General features: G+C 56.0%; 25 protein-coding genes. 1 reads left to right on the top strand and 24 read right to left on the bottom strand.

Annotation, left to right across the window (positions count from 1 at the left end):
• Positions 1 to 43: 43 nt before the first annotated feature.
• Both OCY70_RS12300 and lspA read right to left on the bottom strand, forming a co-directional pair.
• The gene (locus OCY70_RS12300; protein WP_213430053.1) at positions 44 to 1,015 is read right to left on the bottom strand and encodes an RluA family pseudouridine synthase; all 972 of its coding nucleotides are present in this window, start codon (positions 1,013 to 1,015) and stop codon (positions 44 to 46) included.
• Complete coding sequence (gene lspA, locus OCY70_RS12295; protein WP_213430065.1) at positions 1,012 to 1,551, bottom strand: signal peptidase II; 540 nt, start codon at positions 1,549 to 1,551, stop codon at positions 1,012 to 1,014. Before lspA ends, OCY70_RS12300 begins: the two co-directional genes overlap by 4 nt.
• 201 nt (positions 1,552 to 1,752) lie before the next feature.
• On the opposite strand from lspA, the gene OCY70_RS12290 reads away from it, so the two are divergent.
• Positions 1,753 to 2,520 (top strand): TraR/DksA C4-type zinc finger protein, encoded by a 768-nt coding sequence (locus OCY70_RS12290; protein WP_213430052.1) that lies wholly within the window; start codon positions 1,753 to 1,755, stop codon positions 2,518 to 2,520.
• Positions 2,521 to 2,537: 17 nt separating this feature from the next.
• On the opposite strand, the gene OCY70_RS12285 is transcribed toward OCY70_RS12290, so the two are convergent.
• From OCY70_RS12285 to murD, 22 genes are all read right to left on the bottom strand, one after another.
• On the bottom strand, positions 2,538 to 2,933 hold the full coding sequence (locus tag OCY70_RS12285) for a DUF5665 domain-containing protein (protein WP_213430051.1): 396 nt from the start codon (positions 2,931 to 2,933) through the stop codon (positions 2,538 to 2,540).
• A 173-nt stretch (positions 2,934 to 3,106) separates the two neighbouring features.
• Positions 3,107 to 6,199 carry an isoleucine--tRNA ligase gene (gene ileS / locus OCY70_RS12280; protein ID WP_261944885.1) on the bottom strand — a complete coding sequence of 1,031 codons (3,093 nt, stop codon included), beginning with the start codon at positions 6,197 to 6,199 and terminating at the stop codon, positions 3,107 to 3,109.
• A gap of 181 nt (positions 6,200 to 6,380) precedes the next feature.
• Positions 6,381 to 7,682: a group II intron reverse transcriptase/maturase gene (gene ltrA / locus OCY70_RS12275; RefSeq protein ID WP_261944884.1), complete on the bottom strand. Its 1,302-nt coding sequence runs from the start codon at positions 7,680 to 7,682 to the stop codon at positions 6,381 to 6,383.
• Between the two features lie 556 nt (positions 7,683 to 8,238).
• Entirely contained in the window at positions 8,239 to 8,367 is a 129-nt protein-coding gene (locus OCY70_RS12270; RefSeq protein WP_261948766.1) for a hypothetical protein, read from the bottom strand.
• Between the two features lie 237 nt (positions 8,368 to 8,604).
• Positions 8,605 to 9,096, bottom strand: a complete 492-nt coding sequence (locus OCY70_RS12265; protein WP_213427894.1) for a DivIVA domain-containing protein — start codon at positions 9,094 to 9,096, stop codon at positions 8,605 to 8,607.
• Positions 9,097 to 9,191: 95 nt separating this feature from the next.
• Entirely contained in the window at positions 9,192 to 9,980 is a 789-nt protein-coding gene (locus tag OCY70_RS12260; RefSeq protein WP_213427895.1) for a YlmH family RNA-binding protein, read from the bottom strand.
• A 49-nt stretch (positions 9,981 to 10,029) separates the two neighbouring features.
• Complete coding sequence (locus tag OCY70_RS12255) at positions 10,030 to 10,302, bottom strand: YggT family protein (RefSeq protein ID WP_168178934.1); 273 nt, start codon at positions 10,300 to 10,302, stop codon at positions 10,030 to 10,032.
• Positions 10,303 to 10,309: 7 nt separating this feature from the next.
• Positions 10,310 to 10,759 carry a cell division protein SepF gene (locus tag OCY70_RS12250; protein ID WP_197258311.1) on the bottom strand — a complete coding sequence of 150 codons (450 nt, stop codon included), beginning with the start codon at positions 10,757 to 10,759 and terminating at the stop codon, positions 10,310 to 10,312.
• Complete coding sequence (locus OCY70_RS12245) at positions 10,759 to 11,445, bottom strand: YggS family pyridoxal phosphate-dependent enzyme (protein WP_213427896.1); 687 nt, start codon at positions 11,443 to 11,445, stop codon at positions 10,759 to 10,761. Before OCY70_RS12245 ends, OCY70_RS12250 begins: the two co-directional genes overlap by 1 nt.
• A gap of 4 nt (positions 11,446 to 11,449) precedes the next feature.
• Complete coding sequence (gene pgeF / locus OCY70_RS12240; protein ID WP_261944927.1) at positions 11,450 to 12,301, bottom strand: peptidoglycan editing factor PgeF; 852 nt, start codon at positions 12,299 to 12,301, stop codon at positions 11,450 to 11,452.
• Between the two features lie 46 nt (positions 12,302 to 12,347).
• Complete coding sequence (locus OCY70_RS12235; protein ID WP_213427897.1) at positions 12,348 to 12,638, bottom strand: YlmC/YmxH family sporulation protein; 291 nt, start codon at positions 12,636 to 12,638, stop codon at positions 12,348 to 12,350.
• Between the two features lie 149 nt (positions 12,639 to 12,787).
• Positions 12,788 to 13,570, bottom strand: a complete 783-nt coding sequence (sigG, locus tag OCY70_RS12230; protein WP_213427898.1) for an RNA polymerase sporulation sigma factor SigG — start codon at positions 13,568 to 13,570, stop codon at positions 12,788 to 12,790.
• A 128-nt stretch (positions 13,571 to 13,698) separates the two neighbouring features.
• Positions 13,699 to 14,421: an RNA polymerase sporulation sigma factor SigE gene (gene sigE / locus OCY70_RS12225; protein WP_006675641.1), complete on the bottom strand. Its 723-nt coding sequence runs from the start codon at positions 14,419 to 14,421 to the stop codon at positions 13,699 to 13,701.
• A 111-nt stretch (positions 14,422 to 14,532) separates the two neighbouring features.
• A complete protein-coding gene (locus tag OCY70_RS12220) occupies positions 14,533 to 15,498 on the bottom strand; it encodes a sigma-E processing peptidase SpoIIGA (protein ID WP_213427899.1) in 966 nt (321 codons plus the stop codon).
• A 189-nt stretch (positions 15,499 to 15,687) separates the two neighbouring features.
• Positions 15,688 to 16,812 (bottom strand): cell division protein FtsZ, encoded by a 1,125-nt coding sequence (ftsZ, locus tag OCY70_RS12215; RefSeq protein WP_213427900.1) that lies wholly within the window; start codon positions 16,810 to 16,812, stop codon positions 15,688 to 15,690.
• Between the two features lie 53 nt (positions 16,813 to 16,865).
• Complete coding sequence (gene ftsA / locus OCY70_RS12210) at positions 16,866 to 18,110, bottom strand: cell division protein FtsA (protein WP_213427901.1); 1,245 nt, start codon at positions 18,108 to 18,110, stop codon at positions 16,866 to 16,868.
• A gap of 303 nt (positions 18,111 to 18,413) precedes the next feature.
• Entirely contained in the window at positions 18,414 to 19,223 is an 810-nt protein-coding gene (locus OCY70_RS12205) for a cell division protein FtsQ/DivIB (protein ID WP_249724950.1), read from the bottom strand.
• A gap of 92 nt (positions 19,224 to 19,315) precedes the next feature.
• On the bottom strand, positions 19,316 to 20,599 hold the full coding sequence (gene murA / locus OCY70_RS12200; protein ID WP_213427902.1) for a UDP-N-acetylglucosamine 1-carboxyvinyltransferase: 1,284 nt from the start codon (positions 20,597 to 20,599) through the stop codon (positions 19,316 to 19,318).
• Positions 20,600 to 20,615: 16 nt separating this feature from the next.
• Positions 20,616 to 21,524 (bottom strand): UDP-N-acetylmuramate dehydrogenase, encoded by a 909-nt coding sequence (gene murB / locus OCY70_RS12195; RefSeq protein WP_213427903.1) that lies wholly within the window; start codon positions 21,522 to 21,524, stop codon positions 20,616 to 20,618.
• A 306-nt stretch (positions 21,525 to 21,830) separates the two neighbouring features.
• Positions 21,831 to 22,937, bottom strand: a complete 1,107-nt coding sequence (murG, locus tag OCY70_RS12190) for an undecaprenyldiphospho-muramoylpentapeptide beta-N-acetylglucosaminyltransferase (RefSeq protein WP_213427904.1) — start codon at positions 22,935 to 22,937, stop codon at positions 21,831 to 21,833.
• Between the two features lie 5 nt (positions 22,938 to 22,942).
• Positions 22,943 to 24,040 carry a stage V sporulation protein E gene (spoVE, locus tag OCY70_RS12185; RefSeq protein WP_213427905.1) on the bottom strand — a complete coding sequence of 366 codons (1,098 nt, stop codon included), beginning with the start codon at positions 24,038 to 24,040 and terminating at the stop codon, positions 22,943 to 22,945.
• Between the two features lie 47 nt (positions 24,041 to 24,087).
• Positions 24,088 to 25,515: a UDP-N-acetylmuramoyl-L-alanine--D-glutamate ligase gene (gene murD / locus OCY70_RS12180; protein WP_213427906.1), complete on the bottom strand. Its 1,428-nt coding sequence runs from the start codon at positions 25,513 to 25,515 to the stop codon at positions 24,088 to 24,090.

Genomic DNA, 25,515 nt, shown 5'->3' with positions numbered 1-25,515 from the left:
ATACGTTTTCTTGAACCGGGAGAAGATCGTCTTCGGTTCCGTCTTACCGGTTGCGCAGCATGTACAGCAGATGCTCCATATCGTCCGGCAGCGGAGCCTCGAACTGCAGCAATTGACCGCTGGCAGGATGAATGAACCCTAAGGTGGCCGCATGCAGGGCTTGGCCGTCCATCGTGATGCCGCGCACGCCGCGCGTATACATCGGATCACCGACGAGCGGATGGCCGATATATTTCATATGGACGCGAATCTGGTGGGTTCTCCCCGTCTCCAATTGCAGCTCCACCAACGTGACATCCCCGAACCTCTCGGCCACCTGGAAATGGGTCACCGCCCGCTTGCTGTTGCGGTCGGTCACCGCGAACATTTTCCGGTCATGCGGATCCCGGCCGATCGGCGCGTCAATCGTGCCTTGATCATGCGCCAGATTGCCGTGAACGAGCGCCTTATATTTCCGCAGCACCGTGTGCGCCTTTAACTGAGCCGCCAGCTCCGCATGGGCGCGGTCGTTCTTGGCTGCCATCAGGAGGCCGGACGTATCCTTGTCAATGCGATGCACGATGCCGGGACGAAGCTCGCCGTTAATGCCGGACAGATCGCTGCAGTGGTGCATAAGGGCGTTCACCACCGTTCCCGACAGATGACCCGGCGCGGGATGAACCACCATTCCCCGCGGTTTGTTGATGACGATGACATCGGCATCCTCATAATAAATATCGAGCGGAATCGCCTCCGGCACAATATCCGTCGAAGCCGGCTCCGGAATCCGCAGCTTGATCCCGTCGCCGGAGCTGACCTTGTAATTCGGCTTGACGCTCCGCCCGTTCACAAGCAAATGAGCGTCCCGAATCCAGAGCTGCACCTGCGAACGGGATACCGGTTCCTCCAACGATTCGGTTATGTATTTATCGATGCGCTCCCCGGCTTCCGCCTCGGTTACCGTCCAATGCAGCGCATCTTGTTCCAAGCCTTCTTGATTTTCTTCCTCTGACGATGGTGTTCGTAAGTCTGTCATTGCGCCGATCCTTCCTTCGATTGTCCGTCTTCTGGACGGCCTTGCTCGGCTTCATGCCGCTGAATCTCCGCCTCGAGCGCCTTTTCCCGCTTCACGGACAGCATCGCGTCAAGCAATACCAAGCCGACGCCGATCGTAATGCCCATATCGGCGACATTGAAGATCGGGAACGTATACGTTCCGAAATTAAATTGAAGAAAATCGACAACCTCGCCCGTCAGCAGCCGATCAAGGAAATTGCCGAGCGCTCCTCCAAGGATAAGACTCAGGCCGATGGGCAAAATATGCCCTTGCTGATGCCGGATTTTGTACATATACCAAATGATTCCGATAGCGACAACGATCGTGACAATGACGAAAAACCAGCGCTGATCTTCAAGGATGCTGAAAGCGGCTCCTGTATTGCGATGCGACGTGATTAAGAAAAAATTGCCGATTACCGGAATTTGCTCATATAGCGTCAATCGGGTCGCGATAACCCATTTCGTGCCTTGATCGATGAGGAACACGATCAAAGCGATAAGGTAGTACCACACAGACAATTGTCACCTCATTTACAGGATGTAAGCTGAACTCAAAATGGGGGCCGAACGGCACGGACTCCCCGCTCATTGTATCACAGGTTGAAAAATAACGTCCAATACAACCCAATCCGTCACCGTTTTTCCACGTAGTTTTTCCGCCCGATCGCACATGCTATAAAGCAGACGACACCTTAAGGAAGGAGTACGGCTGCCATGAATTCGTTAACATCACAGCAATTGGAGTCGCTCAAGCAGATGCTGCGCGACAAAGAGGCTCAACTTAGCCGCAAGCTGGCCGACAACAACCATTACGGACTATCCGGTTCGCTCCGCGAAAATACCGGAGAATTGTCCAATGTCGACAATCACCCGGGGGATGTCGCCACCGAACTGTACGAACGGGGCAAGGACATCGCCTTGAACGAGCATGATGAATTTCTGCTCAACCGCATTCACGACGCCCTGGAGCAGATCGATAAGGGCACTTACGGCATTTGCGCCGTCTGCGGGCGCCCGATTCCTTTCGAGCGGTTAGAAGCCGTGCCTTTTACGATGTACTGCATCGAGCATGAGCCGCAGCGCCAAGTGTCCGATCGCCGGCCGGTGGAGGAGCAATTCCTGATGCCTCCCTTCGGGCGCACCAGTCTGGATGAATTGGATACCCAGAACGGCTTCGACGGGGAGGACGCCTGGCAGATTGTCGAATCGTGGGGCACGTCGAACACTCCGGCGATGCAGGAAGATGGCAATATCGATGACTATGACAATATGTACATCGAAGCGTCCGACGATGTCGACGGCTTCGTCGAATCGTTCGAGAGCTTCCTCGCCACGGATATGACCGGAAGCGATGTGTACATCGTTCGCAATCGGCGGTACCGTCACTATATGGACAGCGGGGAAGGAGAGCCGCTGCTCGAGCCCGATGAGACAGGTTATTCGCAGGACGGCTCCGATGATACCGGCGATGCTTATCATTAAAAGTTCGCTCGCCCGGCTCAATACATCTTCGTATCCAGCTGGCGCTGCACGATGTGGACGAGATCCGCAATGAAATCGCCGATAATCGGCAAGTTCAAGGCGCCGAGGAGCTGTAAAATATAGGCAATCAGAGCGGTGAACAACGTGACTCCGATGGCGATACCGACTCCCCGCGCGATGCCGCCCATCAGATTGACCCAGATCAGCTTGCGCGGATTGAAGAGCAATGCCGTATACTCGTCCAGGCGGGATTTCTCCATTTTTTGCGCCAGACTGACCGTATAATCATGAATCGTCTTCATCATTTTTCGTTCTTCCCACTCAGTTTGCGGCACATCGGCAGGAAGTTCCGTACAAATTTTTTCCTTCTCGGTTCGAATGTCCCGCTTATCCTTCTCATCTTGTTTGCGCATGCCAATATTACGCCTCCCTCGTACAAGCCGAATGACAAAAAAGAGCGTGACCTTCCGGTTCCCCCAAGGTCCACGCTCTTCTTCCATGCCACATTCCGGATTCAAGCGCCTGTCTTATTGTTGCCACGAGTCAGGCTGCTCATTCCGCACAGAATCGATCCGCCCGAAGGGCATTACGATATCCGCACCCGGATCGTCTTGGAACCGACTTCGATCGTATCCATGCCTTCGACTGCGCCGAAGGTGACCGAATTGACCAGCACATTATCGCGCAGCGTCCCATCGAACGCCTGAATGGCGGCGGTAAGCTCCGCGTCGGCGTCAATGACGAGATCGACCCGCTTCTCAATCGGAAGATCCAGCTTCTTCCGCGTATCCTGAATGCCGCGGACGACCTCCCGCACCCAGCCTTCTTGCTCCAGCTCCGGCGTAATCTCGGTGTTGAGCGCCACCGTCATCTGATAGCCCGAAGCCGATGCAAAGCCGGCCTTCGCCTGCTTCTCCACGAGCAGCTCATCGCGCGTTACGGTCAATTCCTCGCCATCCGCTGCCGTAAATGTCCACTGTCCCTGCTCCACGATGCGACGCGTCTCGTCAGCCGGCATCGACTTCAGGGCGTTCTGCATCGGGCCAACGTTTTTGCCGTACTTCTTGCCCGCCACCTTCAGGTTCAGCTTCAAGACGAAGTCGACAAATCCGCTGTCGCTCGTCTCCAGACGAATCTGCTTCACATTGATCTCGTCCTGGATGACAGCCTCATAGTCCGCCAGATGGAACGGGCGGTCAAGGGAGATGATCAGCTCGGAGAGCGGCTGTCTCGTCTTGATTCCGGTCTCGTTGCGCACGTTGCGGGCCAGCTCGACAATCTGGCGGGCCGTCTCCATATCCTGCTCCAGCTCCGTATCAATGAGCGACGCGTCTGCCCGCGGATAGTCGTCCAGGTGCACGCTCTCGCGTTCCCCGCCCAGATTGACGTAGATATCGTCGGCCACCATCGGCGCATAAGGCGCCACCAGCTTCGCCAAGGTCAGGAGCACCTTGCGCAGCGTCTGGTAAGCCGACAGCTTGTCGTCGGTCATGCCGCTGCCCCAGAAGCGGTCGCGGGAACGGCGGATGTACCAGTTGCTCAGCTCGTCCACATAAGCTTCAATCGCTCTGGCCGGATTCAGGAAGTCGTTCGCCTCCAGCCCCTTCGTCACCGTCCCGATAAGCGAGTGCAGCCGGGACAGAATCCAGCGATCCAGCTTGTTGGCGGATGTGCGCTCTTCATAAGCTTGCGCATCGTACTGATCGATATTGGCATAGAGCACATAGAACGCATGCGTATTGACAAGCGTGTCGATCACCTTGGACTTCGCTTCCGCGACAATCTGCTTCGAGAAGCGCTTCGAGTTCCAAGGCGCGCTGTCCGACAGGAGCGCCCAACGGAAGGCATCCGTGCCGTACTCATTAATAATTTCCCACGGATCGATGACATTGCCTTTCGATTTGGACATTTTCTGGCCGTTCTCATCCAAAATATGCCCTGTCGCAATGACGGCCTTGTATGGGGCCTGACCCGTGAACAGCGTCGATACGGCCAGCAGGCTGAAGAACCAGCCGCGCGTCTGGTCGATCCCTTCGCTGATCATATCGGCCGGATACTGCTCGCGGAACGCCTGTTCATTGCCGAACGGATAATGGAATTGGGCAAACGGCATGGAGCCGCTGTCGAACCATACGTCGATGACTTCCGGCGTACGCTCCATCACGCCATGCTCGCAGTGCGGGCAGCGCAGCTTCACTTCGTCGACATACGGCTTATGAAGCTCGATATCCTCCGATACAGGCCCGGCCGCGCGCGCGATCATATCTTGGCGGCTGCCAGGCGAATATTCTTCCTTACAGGAGGAGCATACCCATACATTGAGCGGCGTACCCCAATAGCGGTTCCGGCTGATGTTCCAATCGACGAGATCTTCAAGGAAATTGCCGAAGCGGCCTTCGCGAATATGAGATGGATACCAGTCCACCTTGCTGTTATTTTCAATTAATTGATCTTTAACCGCTGTCGTCTTAATGAACCAGGATTCCGTCGCATAATAGAGCAGCGGCGATTTGCAGCGCCAGCAGAACGGATAGCTGTGCTCGTATTTTTCTTTGCTGTAGAGCGTCTTCTGCTCCGACAGCGCCTTGACGATGTCAATATCGCAATCTTTGACGAAGCGGCCCGCGAAGTCGGTCACTTCCGGCGTATAGCGCCCGTGGGTGTCCACGACGCTGACGAAGCTGATGCCGTTGTCGCGGCAGCTCTTGTAGTCGTCTTCCCCGTGCGCCGGCGCCATATGGACGATCCCGGTTCCGCTCGCATCCGTGACGAACCCGGCCGCGACGATAAGATGGCCTTTCTCCGGCTTGATGTAGGTGAATGGCGCATCATAGGTCTTGCCGATAAATTCGGCCCCTTTATGCTCCGACAGGATCGTGTACTCGCCCTGCATGACGTCGTCCACGAGATTTTTGGCCACGATATAGACGCCGTCCTCCTGCTGCGCCCGCACATAATCCATGTCCGGGTTCATCGCCAGCGCCGCATGGGCCGGCAGCGTCCATGGCGTCGTCGTCCAGGCCAGCACATACTCCCCGCTGTCCTTCAGCTTGAACTTGACGGTGGCCGACAGATCCTTGACCGTCTCATATCCTTGCGCCACCTCATGCGAGCTGAGGGTCGTCTGGCAGCACGGACAGTACGGGCTGACGCGATGGCCGCGATACAGCAGGCCTTTGTTGTGAATCGTGGACAAAATATGCCATACGCTTTCGATATAGCGATTATCCAGCGTAATATACGGATCGTCCATATTGGTCCAATAGCCGATGGCTTCCGTCAGCTCCCGCCACTGCTTTTCATACTCGAAGACGCTGGCCTTGCATTTCTTGACGAATTTTTCGACACCATAGTTCTCGATCTCCTGCTTGCCGGAGATCCCCAACTGCTTCTCCACGCCCAGCTCGACAGGCAAGCCGTGCGTATCCCAGCCGGCTTTGCGGAGGACGCGATAACCGGTCATCGTCTTGTAACGGCCGACGAAGTCCTTGATAACCCGGCCCAGCATATGCCCGATATGCGGCGCTCCATTCGCCGTCGGCGGTCCTTCATAGAACACATAGTTCGGCTTGCCTTCGCGCTGTTCGATCGATTTCTGGAACGTATTCTGTTCATTCCATCTCTGCAGCACCCGCAGCTCCCGCTCGCGGGCCCGCTCTTTTACATCTACTTTTTTCACGCTTCCTCTTCCTTTCTCATGCAAATGCATCTCGGATTGTAGAGTAGAGAACTGAAATTTCATTGGAGGGCGAAAACCCTCTTCTTTACTTTTTCAGTTCCCCCTTCATCAAACCGTACGTGAGGTTTTCCCTCATACGGCTTTCCGATGCTCTTCTTCCTCCGGCATTACGGTACTTCCCTTAGCTGGCGAGTTTCTTTAATCCCGCAAGTTGTGCAGCAATGGCTGCTTGCCGGGAATTGCTGTGTTTGTTACGACGGCTACGTTTCTTGTTCCAGAACAGGGTGAGACGCTTACGGATGTACCAATCGATTTTGTTCAGGTACTGGTCAGTAAAGGAGTCTATACCATAGTAGTTCCTCCATCCCTGTATCTTCGGGTTGAGTTCATCTACCATCCGGTTCATCGTCCAGAATAGACGATTGCGCGGTTCTGTTGCTTCCTTTACCTTTTGCTTCATGTTCTTCATCGCCTTCTTTGACGGGTAACTGCGAAGAACATGAACTTCCTTGTTCCTTTTCATCATCCTCGGTATTTTCCGGTGATGCATCCCCAGAAAGTCGAAGCCTTCTTTGTCTCCCCAGAGGTTAACAAGTTTGGACTTCGTCTTGTTCATTTCAAGTTCCAGCTTTCCAAATACCGCTTTGAGGACATCAATCGCCCTCAGAGCTTGTTCTTTGGTTTTGCACAGGATGACCAGATCATCGGCATAACGCACCAGTGTTCCTGCTTCCGCAAACTTCTTCTCCCAGATGGTATCCAGATAGTTCAAGTAGATATTTGCCAAGAGCGGACTTATGACTCCGCCTTGCGGGCTCCCGAGGTCGGTTTCATGAAACTGATCATCTTTCACGAATCCTGCCTTGAGCCACTTGCGGATGAGTTGTAACACTCGTCGATCACTAATTCTCTGTTCCACCAGTCGCATCAGTTTCTCGTGCGGGATATTGTCAAAATATCCGGTGATATCGATGTCGACGACCCAGTATACGCCTTTCTTTACTGCTCGGCGGATATGCCGGATTGCATCATGCTGGCTTCGCTTGGGCCGGAATCCGTAGGAGCAATCCTTGAAATCCGCTTCGAAGATCGGTTCTATAACCATCTTGGTCGCCATTTGAACGACCCTATCTCGGATGACAGGGATACCAAGCGGGCGCATCTTGCCGTCCGGTTTGGGTATCTCTTTCCGTCTTGCAGGCTGTGGATGGTATTTTCCGTTCCTCAGCTTACCTTGGATTTCATCGACAAATCGCTCTTCCCCGAACTCTTTGACGATGTGGTCGATGGTTATGCCATCTACTCCACCGCTTCCGCCCTTCGCCTTGACCCGTTTCCATGCTTCCCAAAGAATGTCGCCGCGGTGTACCTTGTCGTACAGCGCATGAAATCGCCGCCTCGGATTTTCCTTGGCCGCTAGATATAGTACGTTTTGGAGTTGTTGAGCTTTTACTTTGGCGTAGTTAGCCTTTTGGGCATTCACTGACTCTTACCTCCTCCAGTACGTGAACAAAGCAGGGGCTCTTTCCTCCACAAGGTTATGTTGTCCTTGCTTCACGGGTACTACAACCCCCTCCGCCACCCTTCTCGCAGCTCGCCACTTCACCTTTCGGGCTTATAGGGTCGCTCTTTACGGCGTTGCCGTGCGAGGTAGGGTTTCCCCAGTTCCAGACACAACTTTCTCAACATGCCGTTCCCCATACACCGGAGAGTTCTTCCGCGCTGCATTTCCAAGAGCTTCACGCGTTCCATGGCCTTCGCCCAATGTTCCGAGGCTCGGCTCTCTCTTGTCCTTTGCAGGTTCTTTTTGACGATGCGGCAGGATTCACTTCATGTTACGGCCTGCTGATTTGCTCGCACTCTCTTGAGAGTTACTTTGTCACAGGGCTTCAACCTTAGGGTCTCTCCACCAGTTGCCTGTCAGCTACGAGGCGACTTGGCTCTTACCTCGACCGGACTCACACCGGCTAGTTGTGCCTAGCTTGGCTAGGCGCGCCAACATAAAAAACCTCATCCCAAAAGGGACGAGGTCTCTCGCGTTACCACCCTTGTTCCATTACCGCCCCTGAATCGGGCGCAATGGCACTCTGTGCGCGCAGCAGGCTGCTGGCGCTCCCGGATAACGGCCGGCTGCCGGACAAGCTTAACTCCGCCGCGATGCCGCGCACCGCCGGGTTCTCGGCTTGCCTTCTCCGGGATGATGTCCGGTCACGTTGTGTTCATCGGTTCCCACCCATCCCGATTCTCTGGTCGAACAACAGTCGTGACGGCGCGTTCCCGTCATTGAATATGAGATATACGATGCGGCCGGAAATCGGCCCGGGCCGTATCGAACATATAACGTATCGAATAATACATAGTTATATCGCGTTTTGGGCGAAATGTCAAACGATTTGGGCAGACGCTCAATAGAGCTCCTTCACTTCGGTCCGTTCCGCGTGTTCCAGTCCGTCCCAGCCGTCCTGGCTCAGCAGCTCGAGCTGCGCTTCGACCAGCGTGCGGAAGCGCGTGCGGTAGATGGAAGCCTGCTTCTTCAGCTCCTCGATCTCGATTGCGACCTTCCGCGATTTGGCCAGCGAATCGTTGATAATGCGATCGGCATTCTTCTCCGCTTCCTTCAGGATAAGCTGAGCTTCCTTCTTCGCGTTGTTCTTCACTTCATCGGCCGCTTCCTGAGCGACAATGATCGTCTTGCTGAGCGTCTCCTCCAGGTTGGCGAAGTGATCCAGCTTCTCCTGCAGATTGAGCGCATGGTTCTGCAGTTCCTTGTTCTCCCGGATAAGCGCTTCGAAATCTTTAATAATCTGATCGAGAAATTCATTTACCTCATCTTCATCGTAACCGCGCAGCTTGCGGCTAAATTCCTTGTTATGTATATCGAGCGGTGTCAATGGCATGCTGTGCACCTCCTAATAATTACAAGCCTTGCAGCGATTAATATGCAATTCGACATCCCTTGCCAAAATTCCTGCACAAGCGTGCCGCAAGATCATCAGGTGAACGTCCCGACCGTAACCCAATAGCGGCCCTTCTTCGTCAACCCTTCCACATCGATCACCTTGAACCGGCCGAAGCCCTGCAAGGAGACGACGTCGCCCGCTTGAAGCGGGGCGGAAGGGTTCTCTTCCACCTTCCAATTCACTTTGCAGCGGCCCGCCTTAATGGGCGCCACGATCTTCGTGCGGCTCAAGCGGAACACGTCGCTAGCAATTCCGTCCAGGCGCAAAGAAGCGACGCTCAGCTTCGCCGTCTTCATCTCCGCGTGCGCCGCTCGCAAATCAGACAGAGGAAGGATATCCGTCAAGACGATCACCCGGTGAACCTGGCGCAGATGCGTATTGATGAACGGCGCCATCTCCTCCGTTACCAGGACATGGCAACGATCGGAGGAGACATGAATATCCCCAATCTTCTCCCGCTTGATGCCCAAGCCAAGGAGCGCGCCAAGAAAATCACCATGCTCCAGCTCGTCCCACTTCCGGTCGGGTGAGGTGATCTGGAGTACGGAGATTCCCATATCTTCCCCTTCGGCATAGACATAGTCGGGCGCGATCAAGGCCCGCTTGCGCTCTGCCCGCTCGGAGCCGCCGTCCAGCCGGAGCTGTACATCCCGGCTCCGGTTAACCAGCGTCGCCGTAATATAAGCCTGTCTCGGATCCAGAAAGTCCGTCCGCTTTATCTCATGTCCTTCGGACGCGCGCCGTACCCACTCCCACGCGCGATCGACGAACTCCCGCTCGTCCGGATGGAAGTGGACATACAGCTTCTCGTTACCCTTCATTCCTCATTCCGCCTTCTGCCATTCTCCTGTGCCGAGCGCATCATCATGTCTAGAACAGGTACTGCACGACAGCGACCAGTCCCATATACACGAAGCGGAGCGCGAAAAGGGCGATGATCGGGGAAATATCGAGCATGCCGCCAATCGGCGGAATAATGCGCCGGAACAGGCTCAAATACGGTTCGACGATCTTGCCCAAAATCTCGCCGACAAAGCTCTCGCGGACATTCGGGAGCCAGGACATCAACACATAAATAATGATGAGCCACGTATAGATTTCATACAGATAGCCCAAATATTGAATAATCGTATATTCCAGCAACAGCAGGTCACCTCGTTTGTGTGTATTCGAAATCCTCCGCAAACATCTCCGTTATCGAACCTTGGATCTCGATATTGTCCGGAGTGCAGATAAAAATATTGCTTCCAAGCTTGGAAATGTTGCCGCTCAGCGCATACACCGTTCCGCTCAGGAAATCAATGATGCGCAGCGCCTGATCATTGCGGACGCGCTGCAGATTAATGATGACAGACCGCCGGGAACGCAAATGATCGGCGATCTCCTGAGCTTCATCATAGGATCGCGGCTCGTACAGGACGACCTTGGAAGCCTTCTGCGAATGGATGCTCACGATGTTGGACCCTCTTGCGCCCTTGCGCTGATCGAAGGCAGGCGCTTCCAGCTCCTGGTCATCCGTATGGGTGATCTGCTCTCGTTCGATGACTTCTTCCTCTTCCTGCAATCCGAGAAAACTCATGAAACGGTTCATTACGCCCATCATTCATCCCTCTCTTTCCCTACCAGAATGGAGCCAAGCCGAATCCACGTCGCTCCTTCCTCAATGGCGATCTCGAAGTCGTTCGACATGCCCATCGAGAGATGGGCAAGAGGTTCAGCCCGCGTCCCGTTCAATTCATCCCGCAATTGGCGCAGACCGCGAAATACCGGTCTCGTCTCCTCCGGCTCCGCTTCATACGGGGCCATCGTCATCAGCCCGATCGGCTGAATGTGCGGGAATGCCTTCAACTCTTCGAGGAAAGGCGCGACGTCCTGCGGCGGCAACCCTTGCTTCGAAGCTTCTCCTGATATATTAACCTGAATGAAGCAGCGGACGAATTGATTCAATTCGGCAGCGCGCTTCTCTATCGCCTTCGCCAGAGAGAGGCGGTCCAGCGAATGGATGTATGCGAACTTGCCGACCACGTCCTTCGCCTTGTTCGACTGCAGCGTTCCGATAAAATGCCAGGTCGTCTGATTGCCGTACCGCATCCACTTCGCTTCCGCATCCTGCCACCGGTTCTCCCCGACGTCCTTCAAACCGGCCGCAATCGCCTCTCCTGTCCGATCCAGCGACACATACTTGGTCACCGCGATCGTCCGGACGTCCTCCCGGTTGCGCCCCGATCGGGCGCATGCTTCCTGTATCCGTCGTTCCACAGCTTCGATTCTCTGCTGCAGCGTCATGTCGTCATCCCTTCTTCCAACCAATAAAGCTCATCATGCGGCCAGTTGCTCCCCCCTCCTTGCGGTGGGAAAAAAACATGCCGGTATCGCAGCCGGTGCACAAAGTAGTACATTCGATATTTGTTGGCAAAATTCCTGCTTGCTTCAACAATTGTCGATTCAATTCTCTCAAATCGAGCCATGCATGTCCCGGCCTGGAAGATCGAATGACAGGGCGCTCCGCTTCGCCTTCCTGTTCGTTCCATACCGCCCGGACCTGCTCCAGCACCCGGTTGTCCACCTCATAGCAGCACGGACCGATCGAAGGTCCGATGGCCGCTCTTATATGATCGATCGAACTGTGATAACGCTCCTGCATTATATGTACCGTCTCCGGGCCAATCCGGGTTACCGTTCCCTTCCAGCCCGCATGCGCCAACGCCACGACCCGCTTCACCGGATCCAGAAAAATAAGCGGCACGAAATCGGCGTAAAAGGAAGCCAGCATCACTCCTTCCGCATCGGTCACGAGCGCGTCCGCATCTTGAATCGCGCTGGCCCGGTCGAACCAGCCCCGGCCCCGGTCTTCCTCGGTAACGGCGTGCACGCGATTGCCGTGCACCTGCTCTCCGCATACCCAGTTCTCGAACGGAATGCCGGCAGCCTCGGCGACTCGCCGGCGGTTCGCGATGACATCCTCCTCCGCATCGCGCACATGAAGCGCGCAATTGAGCGAATCGAAGCAGCCCTGGCTCACCCCGCCCAGCCGGGTCGTGAACCCGGCCGCCAGCCCGGGCGTGTCGGCCATCCAGCCCGCCAATTCGAGCACGCCCGGTTCATCCGGCTTCTCGCCTAGACGTCGTACAAAAGGTTCCATACCGTTCACCTCAACCTCCAGTGTACCACAAACTCCGGCCGGAAGCCTACGGTCTCGGAAGCATAACCGTTGTCTCGTATTCCTCCGCCCGCTGGGAGGCCTTGGCCTCTTCCATCTTGACGAGCACGACATCGGCGCCGATTTTGACAATATTCCGCCACGGAATGACCAGCTCGGTGCCGCCGCCGAAGAAGCCGAGGAACTTGCTGTAGCTGGGCACGACGATCGCGTCGATGCGCCCTTGCTTCAAATCCAGCTCGACATCACTAACTTGCCCTAATTTTTTCCCGTCTACAATATTGACAACGTCTTTCGTTTGAAAATCGGATATTTTCATCGGGATCCCCACTATGCATTTATTTTGGAGGAACATCCTCTTTTATATAGATATATGTCCGAAGCCGCCAAAATGTCCTCTCCCCGGCGCTCCGGCACAAAAAAAGCCGCCGCTTCAAGGCGGACGGCTGTAAAATGGTCGTAACCGGATTATGTTCGCACATGCTTTTGCATTTGATTGATAGCCGATTTCTCCAACCGGGATACCTGAGCTTGAGAGATGCCGATTTCATCCGCTACCTCCATCTGGGTTTTCCCTTCAAAAAAACGCATCGATAAAATCATTTTCTCTCTCTCGTTCAATTTCCGCATCGCCTCCCGGAGCACAATCTCCTCGATCCAGGACACGTCCTTATTCTTATCGTCGCTTATCTGATCCATGACGTATATCGGATCGCCGCCGTCATGATAAATCGGTTCAAAGAGCGACACCGGATCCTGAATGGCGTCCAATGCGAAGACGACATCCTCCTTGGGAACGTTCAACGCTTCCGAGATTTCCATAATCGTAGGTTCCCGCGAATTTTGATTGGTCAAGGAATCACGAACCTGCAGCGCCTTGTAGGCAATGTCCCGCAAGCTGCGGGATACGCGGATCGGGTTGTTGTCCCGCAAATATCTCCGGATCTCGCCGATAATCATCGGTACCGCATAGGTGGAAAACTTAACGTTCTGCCCCAGATCGAAGTTGTCGATGGCCTTCATCAGGCCAATGCATCCGACTTGGAACAAATCATCGACGAATTCGCCGCGATTGTTGAAGCGTTGAATCACGCTAAGGACAAGACGCAAGTTGCCGTTGACCAGCTTCTCCCGTGCGGAACGTTCATTCCGCTCCTGCAGAGCCACGAACAATTCTCTCATTTCGGCGTTCGTGAGGACGGGCAACTTCGATGTATTGACACCGCAAATTTCGACTTTGTTTCGGGTCATTCGTGACTACCTCCCAGGGTGAAACATTAATGTACATTATCTCCCCGGGGTGCAATTTTATTCCTTCGCCGTCTCCCCGCAAGCGGGGGATGAGCCCAAATTCGCTATGGATCAAGCAAAAATTACGGTCACACCATTTTATTGAATTCCTTGCGCAAACGCTTTATGATTCGTTTCTCTAACCGGGAAATATAGGACTGGGAAATGCCGAGCAAATCGGCCACATCCTTTTGCGTTTTCTCCTCTCCGTCGGACAAGCCGAACCGCAGCTCCATAATGAGCCGCTCCCGCTCGCTCAGCTTGTCAAGCGCCTTGTGAAGCAGCTTCCGGTCGACCTGCTCCTCGATATTTTTATATATCGTATCGTTCTCGGTGCCAAGCACATCGCTCAGCAGCAGCTCGTTGCCGTCCCAGTCTATGTTCAGCGGCTCATCGAAGGACACTTCCGTTCTCGTCTTGCTGTTGCGGCGCAAATACATCAGAATCTCATTTTCGATGCAGCGCGACGCATACGTGGCCAGCTTGATTTTCTTCTCCGGATCGAATGTGTTGACCGCTTTGATCAGCCCGATGGCCCCAATGGAGACGAGATCCTCGATGTGGATGCCTGTATTCTCGAATTTGCGGGCAATGTAGACGACCAACCGCAAATTGCGTTCGATCAGCATCGCTCTCACGGCGGCTTCCCCGCTGCTCAGCTTCGAGAGCAGGTACTCCTCCTCTTCTCTTGTCAGCGGGGGAGGAAGCGCTTCGCTGCCGCCAATATAATAGATTTCATCGCGCTTCAACCCCAATAAGAACAAGAGTCGGTAATAATAGAGCTGCATGATCAATTTCCATTTCAAGCGCATGGCTACTCCTCCTATATACGTTGTAATCACCGAACGCATTTGCTGCAAAGGCTTTCCTTCTTCCCGGGAATCCGATAGCTGCCCAAGGCGCCGCATGGCCCAAGTGTAGCGTCACGATGCCCGGTGGGCCGGCGGAACCGGATCAGACGGCTTCTGCTTCCCGGTCTCGAGCATATCGGGATGGACAATCGCCTGGAAGGCGCCGTCCCGTGACAGGACGCCTCCGTCGAGCCCGATAATCGCCCGGTCGCAGAGAAGCGTCTCCGTCTCTGTCGCAATCCGGATCTCATCCGGCTTGAAGCCAATCATCCATTGCATTCCTTGATTCACGCCGCGATAGGGCAGCAGCCGGAGCTTCGATACATCGATGACGCCGCTAAGCGATTCCAGCATATCGAGCGATTGCGAGGCGCCGAGCCGCTGCAGCCAATCCGCCGGCAGCCAGCCCTCCCATATCCTCGCTTCCGTCACCATCACCGGCGCCCCGCTCAGCGGATCATTAAGATGATTGCCCGTATCGACCAATCCGGTCACCTGGCGGCGAATGTCACCGATGCGAATATCGACGGTTACTAACTGCCGCGCCACTTGCTGCTGCCGCTTGCTCCATTTCCAGACGAGGCGGAACAGCCCATACGAGGCGGGGAGGGCCGCCATGACCAGCCCCATGCCGGCCTGCATCCGCTGGCCGTTGGCAGACAGCCACTCCGAGGTGCGGTGGGCGATCGACCATAGCCTGGCATCCTGCAGCATATATTGAATTCCAATGGCGCCGCCGGCGAGCACAAAGGCGGAAAAATAAAAAACGGCGACATTTTTAAAAAAATATCCGGGATTGCGAAATCCAAAAGCAATGAGCAGCATAAATATGGATATCAGTATCTTTCCCGCATAGGTATACAGCAGCGGAAAAGCCGGAATAAACAAGACGAGGGCATAGAGCGTTCCAAGTCCCGCTCCGGCCGCTACCTTCCAGCGGGAATGAGAGAGTCCGCGCATCCAGGCAGTCATCGTCAGCAGCGTCCAATCCAGTGCTAGATTCAGCCCGAATACGAGATCGGCATAGATGACGGTCACAGCGCTCCCTCCTTTTGTACCGCCAATCTATCGTGAGATAAGGATAAGTATATAGAGGCGGATATCCGAAGTCTGTCTAAAGGTGGGTGGGGGATTGTTACTTTTTTTGTCGAGGAGCAGCGAACCATGATCATGGACAAGCATGCAAAAAGACGCCTGCCTCGGAAGGCAGACGTCTCGCGTCTATCATCATTCGTTATTATTGTTGCGCGGACGGTTCCGCAGGAACGTCGGGATGTCCAGCTGATCTCCGCCGGATGGCGCATTGCCGAACGGACGAAGCGGCGCTTGAGCGCGGGAATCTCCACTCGTCTCGCTGCCGCTGCTCGCAGGGCGGCGCCCTGGCATCATCGGAGCCGGCTTATGCTCGAATCCTGTCGCAATAACGGTCACCTTAATGTCATCGTTCATGTTCTCGTCGATGATCGCGCCGAAGATCATGTTCACTTCCGGATCCGAGGCAGCGGTCACAATCTCGGCCGCTTCATTGACCTCGTAGAGCGACAAATTCGCTCCGCCGGTAATGTTCATGATAACGCCGCGCGCGCCATCGATCGACGTCTCCAGCAGCGGGCTCATAATCGCCTTGCGCGCGGCCTCTGCCGCCCGGTTCTCCCCGTTGGCGATGCCGATTCCCATCAGGGCCGAGCCCCGTTCGGTCATAATCGTCTTCACGTCCGCGAAGTCGAGGTTAATCAATCCCGGCACGGCAATCAAGTCGGAGATGCCTTGGACCGCCTGCCGCAGCACGTTGTCAGCCGCCCGGAACGCTTCCAGCATCGGCGTCTTCTTGTCCACAATCTCCAAGAGGCGATCATTCGGGATGACGATAAGCGTATCCACCTTCTCCTTCAAGGCTTCAATGCCCATCTCCGCCTGCGTCAGACGCTTGCGGCCTTCGAACGTAAATGGCCTCGTAACGACTCCTACCGTCAGCGCCCCGCATTCCTTCGCGATCTCGGCGATAACCGGAGCCGCACCGGTTCCCGTGCCTCCGCCCATGCCGGCGGTGACAAAGACCATGTCAGCCCCCTTCAGGGTGTTCATAATCAGCTCGCGGGACTCCTCGGCCGCCTTCTTCCCCACTTCGGGATTCGCGCCCGCCCCGAGGCCGCGCGTCAGCTTGTCGCCGATCTGCAGCTTGTGCTCGGATTTCGCAAAGTGAAGCGCCTGCGCATCCGTGTTTACCGTAATAAATTCAACGCCCTTGACACCGTTGTCGATCATGCGGTTGACCGCGTTGCTCCCCCCGCCGCCGACGCCGATTACCTTAATCTGGGCTAATGCTTCCATTTCGAATTCAAATTCCAACATGAGCTCTCCATCTCCCCTTCATTGTGCATGGATGGCATGAAGTCAAAGACCCTTTAAATAAATTCGCTAAACATATTTTTTAACCGTTCGATAAAACCAGGCTTGTTCGATGATTCTGCAGGAGCCGGCTTTCGTGCGGCTGCTTTCTTGGTGCCACCTGCACTGCGTGGTCGGACGGAGCGCATCACATGATGCAGCACTCCAACACCGCTTACGAATCCTGGATCGCGCACTCCGATGTAATCAGGTACCGCAATCCGAACCGATGTCTGCAGCTCGGCCTGTGCGGCATTCAACACACCAGCCATAGAGACGGTGCCTCCCGAAAGAATGTACCCGCCAGGAAGCTCTGTGAAACCTAGACGCTTCACTTCATTCTTCACAAGGTGAAAAATCTCTTGAACGCGTGGTTCAATAATATTCGCGAGGAACACTTGATTGAATTCCTTCTCCACGTTGCTGCCGATGCGGACGACTTTGAACACTTGGTCCTCCAACGCATCGTCCACCCAGGCGCAGCCGAACTTGAGCTTGACCTTCTCCGCCTGATCGGACATCGTCCGCAAGCCGTAGGCGATATCGTTCGTGACGAAGTCGCCCCCGATCGGCAGGGTCGAAGTAGCTGCTAGCGTCCCGTCTTGGAACACGGCAATCGTCGTGGCGCCGGCACCTACATCGACCAATACCGAACCCATTAGCTTCTCATCCTTGGACAGCGCCAGATGGCCCCCGGCCAAAGACATCAGGACCAGCTCCTTGACCTGCAGCCCCGCTCTCTCCACGCATCGGGTCAAATTATGTATCGCGGTCTTCGCCCCTGTAATAATGGTCGCATCCGCCTCGAGGCGGACACCGATCATGCCGCGCGGATCATGGATGTCCTCCAGTCCGTCGACCACATATTGCTTCGCAACGACGTCGATGATCTCCCGTTCAGGCGGGAGCGCAATGACTTCGGCCGCCTTCAGGACCCGTTCGATGTCTTCTTCGCCAATCTCTCTATCCTCGTTCGAGACCGCGACGACGCCATGACTGGACTGAAGTCCGATATGATTGCCCGATATGCCAACGTACACTTCCGTAATCTCTATACCGACCATGCGTTCCGCATGCTCCACAGCATTACGAATGGATTGCACAGTCTGATCAATATCTACAATCGCACCTTTGCGAATACCTTCTGAATCAGCAGATCCAACGCCGATGATTTGCAGCGTTCCGTTGTTAATTTCTCCAATGATAGCACGCACTTTGGATGTACCGATGTCCAAACTCACAATGATGTCATTGCTGCTCAACCCGTGGCACCTCCTACTTCCCAGTCAATTGGTATGTTTGTATCCCCGGACACTCACTATGTATTCAACAAAGGATTGGTCATTCCCTCTTTTTTCTACACTTTTTTTAAAAGACAAAATCCTTCCATTTGTCATGTGCCACTTCCGGTCCGTCTTGTCTTCCACACTCTGAAAAATGCAGATCAAAAAGAAGGGGAGTTCAGGAAATACCATAAACTTTATTCTAGCATTTATTCCGTTTATTGAGTAGAGTTTTTTTCTTCATCCACATTTTGTTGATCTTGTTCATTCTGCATGTTTTTCTCATTTTTTTTCCACTTCCTGCTCATTTGCATCCGTTTGTTCCTCGACTGCGCCTATCTCGTCCGGTTCCTCCGGGAGGCTGGAATACGGAATATACGAATCGGCCTTGAGCATCGTGATGCGGCCGGGCTCCTGCGTCTCCACCACGCCGCTTAAATAGGTGATCTTGTCGGGCAGCGCCGTTACCGTCGTGACGACCTCGAATCCGGAGCGCGTATACATCTTGATCCGGTCCGGGTACGAGGGAGACGGATAGAAGCTAATCTCGGAAATGTCGGCCAGCAGCCCCTTCGGAATCTTGGCCAACTGTTGGCTCAACTGCCCTCTCATCTCGGCCTGTCCATCCCATTTGGTCAGAACCGGCTTCTCCATGACGGTCTTCAGCTCCGCGCTCGGCTTCACTACGGTTCCGTTCTCCAGACAGGCCAGAATCTGCCCGTCGGCGCTCAATTCGTAGGCGACGGCGGCATACTCATGAACATATACTTCGACCACGCCAGGGAAATGCTTGACCATCTTCACCGATTTGACATAAGGGAATTTGTCTTGAATTCGCGCGCTGACCGTTGCCTCGCTCGTCCCGAAGAACGGTTCGCCGGGCTTCAGCCCGCTGACTTCGCCCAATTCGGCTTTCGTCACGAAGTGCTCTCCGATCCAACGCACTTCCGTCACCTTGCTTATCGGCGAACGGAAGAACAGCACGACCAGAAGCACGATGCATAGAATGGACAGCAGCCAAATGAGCTTCGCAGCTGCGCGCTTCTTCTTCGGCGGCTTCCCTGGAAGCGGGGGAATACTACGTAAATGCAACCGCTCACCCCCTCCATTCTTTCTCCTTAAATGTTAGTTCGCCGCAAGACCCACAATCCCCTCCTTGTTAGGGGAGGGGACTCGCTGTAGCTTTATCCATTGGCAAGGTCAAGCTTGGGTACCGCGGCGAACCTCTCGATGTTCGCGCCAAGTCGGCTGAATATATGCTCAATCCGGTCATAGCCACGATCAATATGATGGACATTTTCAATAATCGTTCGGCCCTGCGCGGCCAATCCCGCGATAACGAGAGCGGCTCCCGCGCGGAGGTCGGTCGCTTCCACCGTCGTGCCGTACAGCGTAGTCACGCCGCGCACGAACGCCGTGCTCAGATCGACGCGGATATCGGCACCCATGCGGGACAATTCATCCACATGCTTGAAGCGGCCCTCGAATATCGTCTCCTTCAGCACGCTGACCCCGTCGGCAAGCGCCATCAACACCATCAGCTGCGACTGCAGATCGGTCGGGAATGCCGGATACGGCGATGTGACGATCCGATCAACGGCCTTCGCCCTGCCGAAGCTGGTTACATTGATTATACCATCACTCGTGGCGATCTGAACACCGGCGCGGCGAAGAATATGAATCAATGAGGTCAAATGTCCCGCATGCGCGTTGGTCAGCGTCACCGCCCCCCTGGTCGCGGCCGCCGCAATCATCAGCGTGCCGGCCACGATCCGGTCCGGGATGATCGAATATTGGCAGCCGTACAGATTGCTGACGCCTTCAACCACGATCGTTCCGCTGCCCGCTCCGCTTACATTGGCCCCCATCTGATTCAAGAAGTTCTGCAGGTCGGTTATTTCCGGCTCCCGGGCGGCATTCGTGATGACGGTCGTGCCTTCCGCCAGCACGGCGGCCATCATCACGTTCTCCGTCGCCCCCACGCTCGGGAAATCAAGATGAACATCCGTTCCGACGAGCCGCGTTGCGCGGCATGTGACGCGGTGGCCGCACTGCTCCACTTCCGCTCCAAGCGCCTGCAGGCCCCGCAGATGCAAATCGATCTTGCGTTCGCCGATGGCGCAGCCGCCCGGCTGATAAATATGAACTTCCTTAAAACGCGCAAGGAGCGGTCCCATTAAAAAAATGGATGAGCGCATCTGTCGCATCAAATCTTCCGGCACATGGACCGAATGAGTACCGGCTGCATCCATTGTGACCGTATAACCGTCTTGAACGGCCCGACAGCCCAAGCGGCGCAAAATGTGCAGCATTACTTCAATGTCGAGTAATTGCGGAACATTATCGAGCTTGACGACACCGTCGGCCAGGATCGCGGCTGCTAAAATCGGTAAAGCGGCATTTTTGGCTCCATGGATACGAATGGTTCCCGATAGAGGCTTCCCACCCTCAATCACCAATTTGTCCAATGTATCACCTCCGTGATTACCGCTCACCCACCACCAACACTTCCGGCACCAACTCGACACCATATCGGTCTTTTATCGTTTGTTGGATGCGCTCCATCAGGGTGAGCACGTCTGACGCTGTTGCTTGCCCGGTGTTTACAATGAAATTGGCGTGTAACGTGGATACTTCGGCTCCGCCGATTCGGAATCCCTTCAGTCCGGCTTCTTCAACCAGCCGGGCCGAGAAATCTCCCGGCGGGTTGCGGAACACGCTCCCCGCGCATGCGGCTTGCAGGGGCTGCGTCCGCAGACGCCGTTCCTTATTGGCTGCGTTCAAGGCTTTAATCTCATGCCGGTCTCCGTGCTCCAGCCGGAACGTCGCCTCCAGTACGATGCCCCTGATCTCGTGCAGCACGGAATGGCGGTACGCGAACTTCATATCTTCCGTTCTGTATCGCACCAATTCCCCTGTCTCCAGTACAATCTCAGCAGATTCAAATATTCGTGACACGTCAGACCCGTGCGCGCCGGCATTCATATAGACGGCTCCGCCGACCGTGCCGGGAATGCCGCCCGCGTATTCCAGCCCCGACAACCCCATATTGCCGGTGAGCACGGACAGCTTGATGAAGGAAAGCCCGGCTCCGGCATGCACCAGATTGTCTTCCTGCCGGACATAATCAAGCGCATGCCCGGTATGAATGACAACGCCTCGCACCCCTTTGTCGGATACGAGCATATTGGAGCCGCGCCCTATAGCCATCCATGGCAGTTGCATGTCATGAAGCAGCCGGACAGTCTGAACGATCTGCTCTTTGCCGGCAGGCTCGACGAGCACATCCGCCGGACCTCCGATTTTCCAGGTCGTATACGGTGCAAGCGGCTCATTTACCTTGTACTTGCCTAAGTTCAAATCCGAATAACGGGATATAAATTGCTGCAGCATATGATGAACCTCCTTAAACCCACTCATCCTGTCGTCCGCGATAGAACGATGCAACGTCCGTGTCCGGCAACCGGCACTGGCTGTCACGATGTATAGGGTATCTTATGTAGCCGTAACACGTTGTGTGACAGGTGCCCAGACGGAAAGGGCGCGTCGCTTCGCCATACCGGCCGCCCCTGCCCTTCGACGGACGGCCCCCGGCTAACCCCGCTCGCCGCAGCCCTGCAACGTGGTGGAAGCACCTGTGCGCAGCGAGAGCGGACGCCCTCCCTGCATCTGGTCCGAGACGCACAAATCGGGCAAGGTTCACTTGCCCGTCAATCGTTCCAATTCAATTGCGACGCGCTCCGCGGCGTCCGGCTGGCCGAACGCTTTGGCCCGGGCCGACATTCGGCTTCGCGCCTCCTCGTCGGTCATCAACCGCTTGATCGTATCGAAGAGCGCGGTCGAGCTGAGCTCCCGCTCCAGCATCATGATGGCCGCTCCGGCGTCGGCCAACGATCGCGCGTTAGCCTCCTGGTGATTATTCGTCACATTGGGCGAAGGAATGAGCACCGACGGGATGCCAAGCGATGTCAGCTCCGCCAGCGAGGAGGCCCCCGCCCGGCTTACCGCGAGCGTCGTCGCGGCCAGCACCTCCGGCATATTGCCGATATAGGGAAGCACATGGAGATGATTGCGCACGGACGCGCTCGATTTGAGGACGGCTGCCCGCGTATGCTCATAATAATGCTGGCCGGTAACATAGACGAAATGAACGTCCGGCAGCCGCTTCAGCAGCGGGACCATTCCAATCATCGCCTGGTTGACCGCCTGTGCGCCGCGGCTGCCGCCGACGATCAGCACCACGCGGCTGTCCATCGGCAGGCCGAGCGAGGCGAAGCCCCGCTCCCGGTTCGCTTGCGCGACCGCGGTCGCCCGCGGGTTGCCGGTGCAGACGACCTGCTTCGCCTTCTTGAAATAGGCGGCCGATTGCTCGAAGCTGACCGCCACCAGGCTGACATATCGGCTGAGGAACTTGTTGGTCAGCCCGGGAATGACATTCTGTTCATGGATGACCGTCGGGATGCCCATCTTGGCGGCCGCGTAGACGACCGGCCCGCATACATACCCTCCGGTTCCGATGACGACATCCGGCTTGAATTCGGCCAGCATCGCCTTAGCCTTGCTCACGCCCTTCAGGAAGCGCATAACCGTCTTGACGTTGTCAAACGAGAGCTTGCGGCGAAATCCGGTGATGTCGATAGAGGCAAAAGGGAGACCTTCCTCGGGAACAAGCCGGCTCTCCAGGCCTCTATCGGTTCCAATATATAAAAAAGTGCAGTCGGGATAGCGTTTCTCGCATTCCCTCGCGATGGCGACAGCCGGATAAATATGACCACCCGTGCCGCCGCCGCTCAGCACGACGCGCATCTCGTTCACCTCGCATAACGTGATATGTTCAACAAGATGCCCAGTGAAGTCAGCATCAATGTCAAGGAAGAGCCGCCATAGCTTATTAATGGCAGCGTAATGCCTGTCACCGGCATCAAGCCGATGACAACGCCAATATTGATAAGAACCTGCACGGCCACGATGCCGACGATCCCGACGGCCAACAGGCTGCCGAACGTGTCCGGGGCCGTCATCGCCGCCCGCATGCCGCGCCATACTAGAATCAAGAATAACATTACTACGGTAACGCCGCCAATGAACCCAAGCTCTTCCGCCAAGATGGAGAAGATAAAATCGGTCTGCGGCTCGGGCACATAATTGTATTTCTGGCGGCTTGCCCCCAATCCGAGGCCGACCAATCCGCCCGGTCCGATCGCATACAGCGACTGGATCGACTGATACCCCGCGCCGAGCGGGTCCTGCCACGGATCGAGAAACGCGGTGATGCGCTGCAAACGGTAAGGCGCCGCGAGAATCAGGCCGACGAACCCGGCCGCCCCGACGAGGGCCAGCGAGGCCAGATGCTTGATCTGGGCCCCTCCCGTGAAGATGAGCAGCAGCGAAGCGCCCATCATGACCGTGCCTGTCCCAAGATCGGGCTGAAGCATAATAAGCCCGAACGCCGCCCCCATCACCCCGAGCGGCGGCAGCAGCCCGGTCATGAACCGATCGATTTTTATCTGCTCGTCGGACAGCATTTTAGCCAGAAAAATAACCATGCCGAGCTTCATGAATTCCGAAGGCTGGATGCCGAACGATCCGATGCCAAGCCAACTGCGCGCGCCGCCCCGGACGTCTCCGATGCCCGGAATAAGCACGATGATCAGCAGCCCGAAGCAGATCAGCAAGCCGACCTTCGCATACCGGGCCCATATCCGGTAATCGGTGTTCATCGTGACGAACATGGCAGCCAGTCCCAGTACGGCGAACAGCAGCTGCCGCTTGACGAAATAGAACGAGTCGCCGTAATCGTGAAAGGCGATGACGGCGCCGGCACTGTACACCATGACAATGCCTATCGCCAGCAAAGAGAGAATAGAGCCGATAAGCCACAAATCGGGAGCGGTCCGTGCTTTGACCATTGCGGTACACCTCATTGGACAATGTAGGGGCTTGAACACCCCCCTACTTAAAGACTATGCACCGCCGCCTTAAACATTCGTCCGCGCTCTTCATAGGAAGGGAACATATCCCAGCTCGCGCAAGCCGGCGACAGCAGCACGACATCGCCCGGCTTGGCATAGCCGGCCGCCAGGCGCACCGCTTCCGAGACGGCTTCCGATGCATTATCTACATTGTCGACGACCGCTACGTTCGTTAAACCCGCCTTCGCGGCGATGGCGGCCAAACTCTTTCTCGTCTCGCCCATCGTGACGACGGCCGCGGCCCGCTCCTTCAGCACCGGAACGAGCTCCAGGAAATCAAGCCCGCGGTCCAGGCCGCCGGCGATCAGGACGACCGGCGCTTCGAACGCCTCCAGCGCCATCAGCGTCGCCTTGGTATTCGTCGCCTTGGAGTTGTTATAGTACGATGCGCCGTTCACCTCGCCCACGTACTCGAGCCGGTGCTCCACGCCCCGGAACGAACGGAGCGGCTCCGCCAGCGCCGCAGGTTCGGCGCCCGCCGCAATCGAGATGGCCACGGCCGCCAAGGCGTTGTCCACATTGTAACGCCCGGGAACGCCGATCTCCCGCACGCCGATGATCGGATGCAAGCGCCCGGCTTCATCCGCGTACACCAATTGACGTTCTTCCTCCTTCCCTTCCCCGGCCCCTGCCGGATAGGGAGGCTCGACGTATACGCCGCATTCGACGCGCTGCGTGGATGACACCCACCAGATTCGGGCGCCGATCTCCGGAGCGAGCGCCCGGCAGGTCGCATCGTCCGCATGGAGCACGGCGACATCCCCGTTCGCCATATTGCGGAACAAGCGGGCCTTGGACTGGACATAATCCTCCATCGTCCCATGATAATCCAAATGGGTCTCCGACATGTTCAGCAAGCTGGCGACACGCGGACGGAAGGCGAATGTCCCCTTGAGCTGGAAGCTGCTCAGCTCGGCGACCAGCACGTTGTCCGCGCTCGCTTCTGCGGCCGCCTGGCAGAGCGGCGTGCCGATATTGCCGGCGACGATCGGACGAAGCCCTGCCGCTTCGAGCATATTGCCGACCCAGGTCGTCGTCGTCGTCTTGCCGTTGCTGCCCGTGATGCCGATGATCGGCGCCGTACTGAGATGGTAAGCGACCTCCACCTCGGTCACGACCTCGATGCCGAGCTCAAGCGCCTGGCGCACAGGCGGCGCCGTATACGGAATGCCCGGATTTTTGACGACGAGCTGGACGCCGGCATCGAGCAGATCATCCGGGTGATGGCCGCATACAACACAAATGCCCAAAGCTTCCAGCTCCGAAGCTTCAGGGCATTTGTGGCGCTCTTTCTTATCATTGACGGTAACGAGGGCACCGCGTTCATGAAACGTCTTAGCCACACTGACGCCGCTCTTGGCCAGGCCGAGAACGACGACGCGCTTTCCTTGGTACGTATCTGGATGTTCCAT

Source organism: Paenibacillus melissococcoides (assembly GCA_944800085.1).
GTDB classification, from domain to species: Bacteria; Bacillota; Bacilli; order Paenibacillales; family Paenibacillaceae; genus Paenibacillus_B; species Paenibacillus_B melissococcoides.
This window is presented reverse-complemented; position numbering and strand designations above follow the sequence as displayed.

Coding starts and splice junctions, on each gene's coding strand:
- OCY70_RS12300 (WP_213430053.1), bottom strand. CDS start 1,015: ATGACAGACTTACGAACACCATCGTCAGAGGAAGAAAATCAAGAAGGC.
- OCY70_RS12290 (WP_213430052.1), top strand. CDS start 1,753: ATGAATTCGTTAACATCACAGCAATTGGAGTCGCTCAAGCAGATGCTG.
- OCY70_RS12285 (WP_213430051.1), bottom strand. CDS start 2,933: ATGCGCAAACAAGATGAGAAGGATAAGCGGGACATTCGAACCGAGAAG.
- OCY70_RS12265 (WP_213427894.1), bottom strand. CDS start 9,096: ATGCCATTGACACCGCTCGATATACATAACAAGGAATTTAGCCGCAAG.
- OCY70_RS12260 (WP_213427895.1), bottom strand. CDS start 9,980: ATGAAGGGTAACGAGAAGCTGTATGTCCACTTCCATCCGGACGAGCGG.
- OCY70_RS12250 (WP_197258311.1), bottom strand. CDS start 10,759: ATGGGCGTAATGAACCGTTTCATGAGTTTTCTCGGATTGCAGGAAGAG.
- OCY70_RS12245 (WP_213427896.1), bottom strand. CDS start 11,445: ATGACGCTGCAGCAGAGAATCGAAGCTGTGGAACGACGGATACAGGAA.
- pgeF (WP_261944927.1), bottom strand. CDS start 12,301: ATGGAACCTTTTGTACGACGTCTAGGCGAGAAGCCGGATGAACCGGGC.
- OCY70_RS12235 (WP_213427897.1), bottom strand. CDS start 12,638: ATGAAAATATCCGATTTTCAAACGAAAGACGTTGTCAATATTGTAGAC.
- sigG (WP_213427898.1), bottom strand. CDS start 13,570: ATGACCCGAAACAAAGTCGAAATTTGCGGTGTCAATACATCGAAGTTG.
- sigE (WP_006675641.1), bottom strand. CDS start 14,421: ATGCGCTTGAAATGGAAATTGATCATGCAGCTCTATTATTACCGACTC.
- ftsZ (WP_213427900.1), bottom strand. CDS start 16,812: ATGTTGGAATTTGAATTCGAAATGGAAGCATTAGCCCAGATTAAGGTA.
- murB (WP_213427903.1), bottom strand. CDS start 21,524: ATGCTGCAGCAATTTATATCCCGTTATTCGGATTTGAACTTAGGCAAG.
- murG (WP_213427904.1), bottom strand. CDS start 22,937: ATGCGCGTCGTGCTGAGCGGCGGCGGCACGGGTGGTCATATTTATCCG.
- spoVE (WP_213427905.1), bottom strand. CDS start 24,040: ATGGTCAAAGCACGGACCGCTCCCGATTTGTGGCTTATCGGCTCTATT.
- murD (WP_213427906.1), bottom strand. CDS start 25,515: ATGGAACATCCAGATACGTACCAAGGAAAGCGCGTCGTCGTTCTCGGC.